Here is a 7,281-nt window from a genome sequence, read left to right on the forward strand (position 1 = left end):
CTGTTGAATAAGCTTTAGGTGACTTGAAAAGACCCGCTAGAATAGTCAGCACAATATATCCTAACCACAAGCTTATATGATAGATGATTAATCGATGCTTTTTGAGAAATTCTAACTTGCTTATCATTTTACAATTAATTGGGATAATTAAATTATTTATCGCGTTTTATATTTATTGGGTAGGGTTAAGCTAAGTGCATAGAAATCATCCTGATCATTTATACTTAATTTAAAATAAGCCCCATAATAACTTTTAAGTCTTTTTTGTAAATTTTCGAGACTTGTTCCATTAGAGGATTTATTTTGTTTACTATATTTTTTATTAAAAGTTTTTATTATAAGGGTTCTATCTTCCTCAATTTTCAAACTAATCAGAGCGCCAGCGCCTTGATTAATGCAATCTCCATGTTTCAAAATGTTCTCAAGTAGGGTAACCAAGGTTAGGGGGACAATTGTAGCATTTTGTGCATCCCCTTCAATTTTTAGATCTATACACAAACGATTGTTAAGACGTAATTTATTGATATTGATGATGTTTCTTGCATGTTCTATTTCGTCCATTAGGGGCATCAACTGATTATTTTGATCTATTTGTAGTGAATAGCGCATAATCTCTGATAATGTCATTATTCCGTTTGACAATTCTTCGGACAGTGGCAATGATTTAGCGTAAAAAAAGTTCAAAGTATTGTTTAAAAAGTGTGGATTTATCTGAGCCCTTAAAAAAGCATATTCAATTTCTAATTTTTCGTTTTGTATTTGCCTTAAGCGCTTTTGATGCCTGAGCGTTTTTTTGAAATATTGAAATCCGAATGCCACAATGTTACACTCAATAAAAATATAAAATATAACTGCAATAAATTGCCAGAATATAAATTCTGATGTTGGCGTGTAATCTTTGCCAAGCTGCGGCAGTATCCAGTAATCTACCACATACCAAACTATTGTATAGGTAATAAATATTAAAATTATAGATACAATTAGTTTGGTTACTTTAATTGGTTCTAAAAATTTGGAATAAGCATACCAACTTATATAGAATCCGTATAATGTTGGAATGTTTAATATTAAAATATCGGTAAGTAAGTTTTCCCATACATTAGCCACATAATTTGGATTCCTTGAAAAGCGCAAAATTATGTTTAAAGCTGTAAAAGCTATCCAAAAGTAGATATGGTATAACAGTACTGTATGTTTTTTGAGTAAAAGCAAAATTTACAATTTATAATCTTTAACAAATTTTATCCAGTCCTTAACATTTGCAGGTATTTCTACATCGGGTTTAATACCGATATTGGCTTTTTCTTTGTTCGCGATAAGTAATCTTGCCGGTGGATAAACTAGTGTAAAAAAAATACAAGGCATTTGGGTTTCTACGCGTTCGAGGTAGTTAATGGAACCTGAACTATTGGTGCCATAAAGTTTAACTTTTGTACTCTGTTTAGCTTGTAAAATAAAGAGTTCTGCACTACTAACCGATTTTTTGTTCATTAAAATGGATACACGCTGAGGATTTTTTAATATAGAGTTGTACTTGATAGTATCAGCACGGTAAAGCAGATACATTTCGCCACGATGTGCTTTTAGGTTAGCTACTTTTTTTATATAACTTTCCTTTATATCGCCAGAAGTTAAGTTTATAATTCGTTCATATCCATCTTTAATATTATCATCTGTGGCTAACACCTGTGCTTCCTCTGTTAAAATTGGATTGGTATACAGGTAAGGTAGTATTTCTCCGAAAGCACTTGCAGCTCCGCCAGCATTATTTCTTACATCGATAATTAAATGCTCGGTATTTTGTAGTACTGAAGCATTTTTAATCATCAAACTATCTGTCTCCTTTTTAAGCTCAATGGAAAAACTAGGGATAGTTAAAAGACTTGTTTTGTCATCGAGATTTTTAAATTTAGGATTGTTTATTCCCAGCTGAGATCTTTGCTCAAGCGGTGTATTTTTGTAGAATTTACCAAGCTCATTTAGATTAATGGTATCTTTTAGTAAGTCCATTTTGGCTAGGTAATCTGAGTGATCTCTGGMGAGAAAATAGGTGAAATTATAAGCTTGATTTATTTTTTTTACCTTGAATTTAATTTGTTGTGGAGACCAAAATATTCCATCAGCTTTAATCACGAACCCAATAAACTCATTATGGATTAAACTATCGCGAACTATACCAAGTTTGAAAATATTAGATTCATGATTCCAAATGCCTTCTATATTATCTACAGATCTTTTAGGATTATTTAAATAAGATTTTAGTTTATCTTCAGTCCAATTCGTTTTCGCTTCTTTTGAGAAAAAATGAATAATAGAATCTTTTGGTTGATTCGTGTTAAATAAAACAGTCATATGCTTGTCTTTAAAAAAGTCAAGCCACTCTCTGCAAAGAGAAATACATTTATTACTTTCAGTTTTATTCGCTATTTTTTGAAGGCTATCCGTAAAATGCTCAAATTGTTTTTGATTCAATTTATTAACCTTGTCATTATAGCCAACATAGTTTTTCTTAATTCTTTGCACCATAAATTCAAAATTATCCGAACAATTACAAACCTGTGCCCCACAATTAATCGAGAGAAATAGACAAAGTAATAAATATATAATTTTCATAATTTTTTTATCAACTTAATAAAGTTAGTAGAAAGTAGTTGATTGGTTTCCTGAAGAATAAATTGAATTAAGTTAAAGAGAAATAGTTTGGTTAAGAGTCTCATTGCAAATATTGGTGCCTGTTGAAACAGGGTTTTCAGTAGTTGGATTACTCCCTCCGTTAATTTTTCTCATCTGCTCTTTACTCAAATTGGCAATTGATTTTTTCTTAAAAAGAAACACGGTCTTTTTTTCTAATTTTTTGTTTTTCATAATTGTAATGATAGATAGTTAAATAAATGTGCTTAAAAGTGTTGTTTCTGAATGTAATAGTGAAAAATTATACACCAAACAGCCGTTTGTCTGTACCAAACCAATAGATTGTATAGTTTAAATAGTGAATCGTTATTTAGTTTTATACTTCTTTACAAAATCAATCCAATCGGCGGTATCGGCAGGTATTTCTACATCGGGTTTAATCCCAATGTTATCTAAAGGATAATCTGGTAATCTTAAAGATTTACAGGTAGGGTAATAAAGCGTGTAGAATTTACATGGCATTTCTACTTTTACAAATTCAGTATAATCTACAGCACCAGACGAATGTTCACCATATAATTTTACCTTTTTACTTTGTTTGGCTTCTAGTAAAAACAATTCGGCAGCACTTCCTGTACCGGCATTAAAGAGAAATGAAACGCGCTCTGGATTTTTATAAACTGTTTTGAATTTGATGGTATCAATAGGATATAACTTATAAAGTTCTCCCTCATGAGCCTTTAACTCGATCAGATATTTCTTGAAAACATTCTTTATGCTGTCAGGGGTTTCGGGATATTCCTTAGCATAACCACTATCTTTAATGTTGTCTGGCGTTGCTAAAACATATCCTCCTTCTTTTAGTATAGGGTTGGTATAGAGGTATGGCATTAACTTTTCGTATACCAAAACAGAGCCACCACTGTTATTTCTTAAATCGACAATTAAATGTTTGGTGTTTTTTAATATGTTTTCATTCTTCTTAATAAGTGTAGCTGTGGGGGCCACATAATCTAATTTGCCGAAAGATGGCATTTCAAAGATGGCCGTTTCATTGTCCAAAACCCGGAATTTTGGTGAGAGATCAATTTCTTTTACAGGCAAAGCAGCTAGAAAAGGTTTGGGCGCTTTAACCCACTTACCGAATATCCCAAAATTTAATATATCGCCATGTTTTGATAATACCGGGTGTTGTTCCGAATGGTCTCCACCAGCGAAGAAAATAGTTTGATACTGATTGTCCTTTTTTGCCAATCTAAATTTGACCTGTTGTGGCATCCATCTTATGGAATCGGCCTTTAATATAAACCCCATAAACTCATTGGGTTTGGTATCTTTAATGATTCCAACTTCATATATGCCAACGCTCCAAATTCCTTCAATGCTATCGAGAATTTCTTTGTTCTGTACGAGGTAAGATTTAAATGCGTTTTCCGTCCAATTGGTTTTTTCTTCCATAGCAAAAAACTTTCTTACGGAATCTGGATTCAATTTATCAAAATCCATCCCAAATGATATGTGTTTATCTTTGAAAAAACTTAACCATTCGCGGCATAAGCTTAAACATTTATAAGGTGTGGATTGATTGGCTACCTGTTGCAGACTATCAGTAAATTTTTTAAACTGCTGGCTATTTGCAGGTGTTACTTTATCGGAATAACCTACATAATTTTTAGAAATCCTTTCTGTTAAGTAATTGAAATTATCACCGCAATTACAGTTCTGTGCTTGTAAATTATAAAATGGAAATAAGAGCAATAAATAGAAGATAATTTTTTTCATAGTTTTCAGTTACAATTATAGTCGATATTTATACTTAAAGGATAAACTATTTTAAAATACATATTTGTCTTATATTTTGTGTAGGAAATGTAAGATTTGGGGTAGCGTCAGTTTCATTCAATATTGGCTATTTCAGCTGTTATAACCTCTTTTCGTCCTTATGAAATACCCTTTGGTGTATCTTTTTTTTTGATTGAAATTTAATATCCAATACTTGTTTCATGTTAGACCAACATAGGCGGAACCTGAAAAGCCTGAAAAGAGTAGGAAACAAAAATTTAAATTAAACGAAATGAAAAAATTAGAATTAGAAAGCTTTGATGTTCAGGAGTTAGATGCTAAAGAAGTCAATAAGATTGATGGTGGAAATTGGTGGTTAGTTGGATACGGAATTTATTTATATGATAATAGGGAAAGATTTATTGAAGGGGTAAAAAAAGGATTACAGGATTTTAATTAGAAGATAAAAGAAATGAAAAATTTACAAAATAATCAAATCGACTCTATGGGACTGTCTATTTTGGAAAACCATGAGCTAACAAATATTAATGGTGGAGATAAAGGCGACGCTGCAGAGTTAATTGGTAGATCATATGTATGGACAATGGCACATTTCCTAACTGGAGGAGCTAGTACAATTTATTTAATTGCACATAATTTATAATTTATTAAACCGAGTTGTAAATTTAAAATGAATTTACAACTCGGTTTTTAATAGAATGATAAAATAGAAAAATATAGAAAATTCGTTAACGAAGAGAAATGAAAATTTAATCAATACCATTTTTATACTCTTGCTCTTATTTATATTTCTTTATGATATAGAGTCGAATTTTTAAATGGGATGTTTGCAGAAATAAACGATTTTGTTAAATAATCAGTTACTTCATAACAGATAAGACATATTATCTCTGTTCAAAAGGATCTGAATTGTACGAAGGTATTTAACCTATGAAATATTTAGTACTGATGTGTGCTGATATTTTATAGGTTTTTTTGCAAATTCTTCGGCGCTCAATTCCAAAGCCCTTATAGCTATCGAACTAAATCCATCGCTAGTTCTTTTAGTATAACTTTTCGATTAAGGATTTTTTTATATCGTTAATTGTATTAACGTGCTGTTTTTTCGTCCTTAAGAAATACCATTTGGTGTATCTTTTTTTCTTAATGAATTCTAAAACTAGATACTTGTTTCATGTTAGACCAACATAGGCAAAACCTGAAAAGCCTTTAACGAGTAAGGAATAAAATTTAAATTAAACGAAATGAAAAATTTAGCATTAGAAAATTTTGGCGTTCAGGAATTGGGCGCTAAGGAAATGAAAAAAATTAATGGCGGCATTATTCCTGCAATTATAGCAGCGGGAGTAGCAGTTTGTGGAGGAGCATGGTTCCTTGGAGAGAAAATGGGTAGAACGTTGTATAATCAATTACATTAATAATCATGATAGTAGAACTAACAACAGAAGAGCAATCCGAAATCAATGGTGGATTTGGATTAGTACCTTTAATATTTATTGCAGCTGTAGCTTATGGGTACTGGGATGAATCTACAAAGCACAAATAATCGTTTACTGAAGCAAGTTTTCACTTAATTCTGTATATTTACGAGTAAACTATCTATAATATAAGATGCATTTGTATGGATAGTATTTGAAAGAGAATTGTTTTTAAAAATTTTATCAAATATTTATGAATAAATACAATAATAAGTCAGAATATAAGATTTTGTTGGTAGTTGCAATAATTACATTTATTTGTTTCGCAACATGGCAAAAAGGTGAAGATTATGGTAGAAAAATGTATTATTCTTTTTTACATAATAAGTAAATTGAACAATAATAGATTTTTGAGTACCAGATAACTTTTATACCTACTGTAAAGGTTAATTAATCAATGGGTAATTTATATAGTTACCCATTGATTTTTGGGTATAAATCTATAACTGATATAATTTAATACTATGGATTACTGGATTGCTCAATAAAAAAAGAAGACAGACTTTATTTGTTTGTACTATTTCTTATCGCTCTGTCTTAATTTTTGCTGGTTATTTTTCGGTAAAGAGCTAGGCAGTTTTATGTTATGAAAATGATCTTTAACTAGTCTTATGAATAAAATCTGAGGGAAGAACCTATAAAAAAGATTCTTACAATTAACTTTCGTTAAAGCAATATGAATAACAATTCAGAAAAAAAATAAAAACACTATCTACAATATGGGGTATTATTTTATCTGTTCTAGTCTTAGGTGAAATAATAGAATCTTTTGGACTTAGTGTTGCTAAAGATTCAAATCTCCATAAGAAGGAAATAAGTAATGCTCAGACCACAATATCACTATGAAAATACTTGAAAATAATTGGGTTAAGTTCATCTTGTTTTTACTATTATTTAGTACCATGGTGGTTGCATATAAAATTGGCAGAAATGATGGAAACCCTGATGGTAAAAATGTAGGTGTTGATTTGTCTAAATAACGTTAATCACCTTAAATTAATCTAAACTGCAATTTGAGCAAAAACAAGTTGTGTTTAATTAAATATGAAATAAATTAATTCCTAGAAAGCAAGGTACGCTTGAAATATCGAGAACCGATAATGCATATTGATGTATCTATCGGTTTTTTTATTTTCTAAAGATTAAAAACAGTTTCATCCCTACAATCCCCCTTTTCGTGTATCTTTTTTCTTGTATAATTTAATAATTACAAACTTGGCCTTAACCAGCCAATTGATGATTATGCCTTTTATAGAAGACGCCAATTTTGAAGATAATTCCATCATTTTTTTACACCATACCAAGGTACGGACACAAATTATTTATTCTGCCACCATACTATTCATTATTGCGGATTTAGCTTCCCTAC

Annotated in this window: 8 protein-coding genes; 4 read left to right on the top strand and 4 right to left on the bottom strand. The window is 30.6% G+C overall.

Annotated features, from left to right (window positions below):
• Positions 1-156: 156 nt before the first annotated feature.
• The 4 genes from AC1DPQ_RS12440 to AC1DPQ_RS12455 all read right to left on the bottom strand — a co-directional run bounded on the left by AC1DPQ_RS12440 (position 157) and on the right by AC1DPQ_RS12455 (position 4,413).
• Positions 157-1,212, bottom strand: a complete 1,056-nt coding sequence (locus AC1DPQ_RS12440; RefSeq protein WP_477578424.1) for a sensor histidine kinase — start codon at positions 1,210-1,212, stop codon at positions 157-159.
• 3 nt (positions 1,213-1,215) lie between these two features.
• Entirely contained in the window at positions 1,216-2,526 is a 1,311-nt protein-coding gene (locus AC1DPQ_RS12445) for a S41 family peptidase (protein WP_477609525.1), read from the bottom strand.
• 159 nt (positions 2,527-2,685) lie between these two features.
• Positions 2,686-2,865 carry a hypothetical protein gene (locus AC1DPQ_RS12450; RefSeq protein WP_477578420.1) on the bottom strand — a complete coding sequence of 60 codons (180 nt, stop codon included), beginning with the start codon at positions 2,863-2,865 and terminating at the stop codon, positions 2,686-2,688.
• Positions 2,866-2,997: 132 nt separating this feature from the next.
• Positions 2,998-4,413 carry a S41 family peptidase gene (locus AC1DPQ_RS12455; RefSeq protein WP_477609527.1) on the bottom strand — a complete coding sequence of 472 codons (1,416 nt, stop codon included), beginning with the start codon at positions 4,411-4,413 and terminating at the stop codon, positions 2,998-3,000.
• Positions 4,414-4,705: 292 nt separating this feature from the next.
• On the opposite strand from AC1DPQ_RS12455, the gene AC1DPQ_RS12460 reads away from it, so the two are divergent.
• The 4 genes from AC1DPQ_RS12460 (at position 4,706) to AC1DPQ_RS12475 (ending at position 5,980) form a co-directional block, all read left to right on the top strand.
• Positions 4,706-4,873, top strand: a complete 168-nt coding sequence (locus tag AC1DPQ_RS12460) for a ComC/BlpC family leader-containing pheromone/bacteriocin (protein ID WP_477578417.1) — start codon at positions 4,706-4,708, stop codon at positions 4,871-4,873.
• Positions 4,874-4,885: 12 nt separating this feature from the next.
• Positions 4,886-5,077, top strand: coding sequence for a hypothetical protein (locus AC1DPQ_RS12465; RefSeq protein ID WP_477609529.1), 192 nt, complete (start codon positions 4,886-4,888; stop codon positions 5,075-5,077).
• A 601-nt stretch (positions 5,078-5,678) separates the two neighbouring features.
• Positions 5,679-5,852 carry a class IIb bacteriocin, lactobin A/cerein 7B family gene (locus AC1DPQ_RS12470; protein WP_477578413.1) on the top strand — a complete coding sequence of 58 codons (174 nt, stop codon included), beginning with the start codon at positions 5,679-5,681 and terminating at the stop codon, positions 5,850-5,852.
• Between the two features lie 5 nt (positions 5,853-5,857).
• The gene (locus tag AC1DPQ_RS12475; RefSeq protein ID WP_477578411.1) at positions 5,858-5,980 is read left to right on the top strand and encodes a hypothetical protein; all 123 of its coding nucleotides are present in this window, start codon (positions 5,858-5,860) and stop codon (positions 5,978-5,980) included.
• Positions 5,981-7,281 lie beyond the last annotated feature (1,301 nt).

It is taken from the genome of Pedobacter sp. 01T416_2 (genome assembly GCF_056398925.1).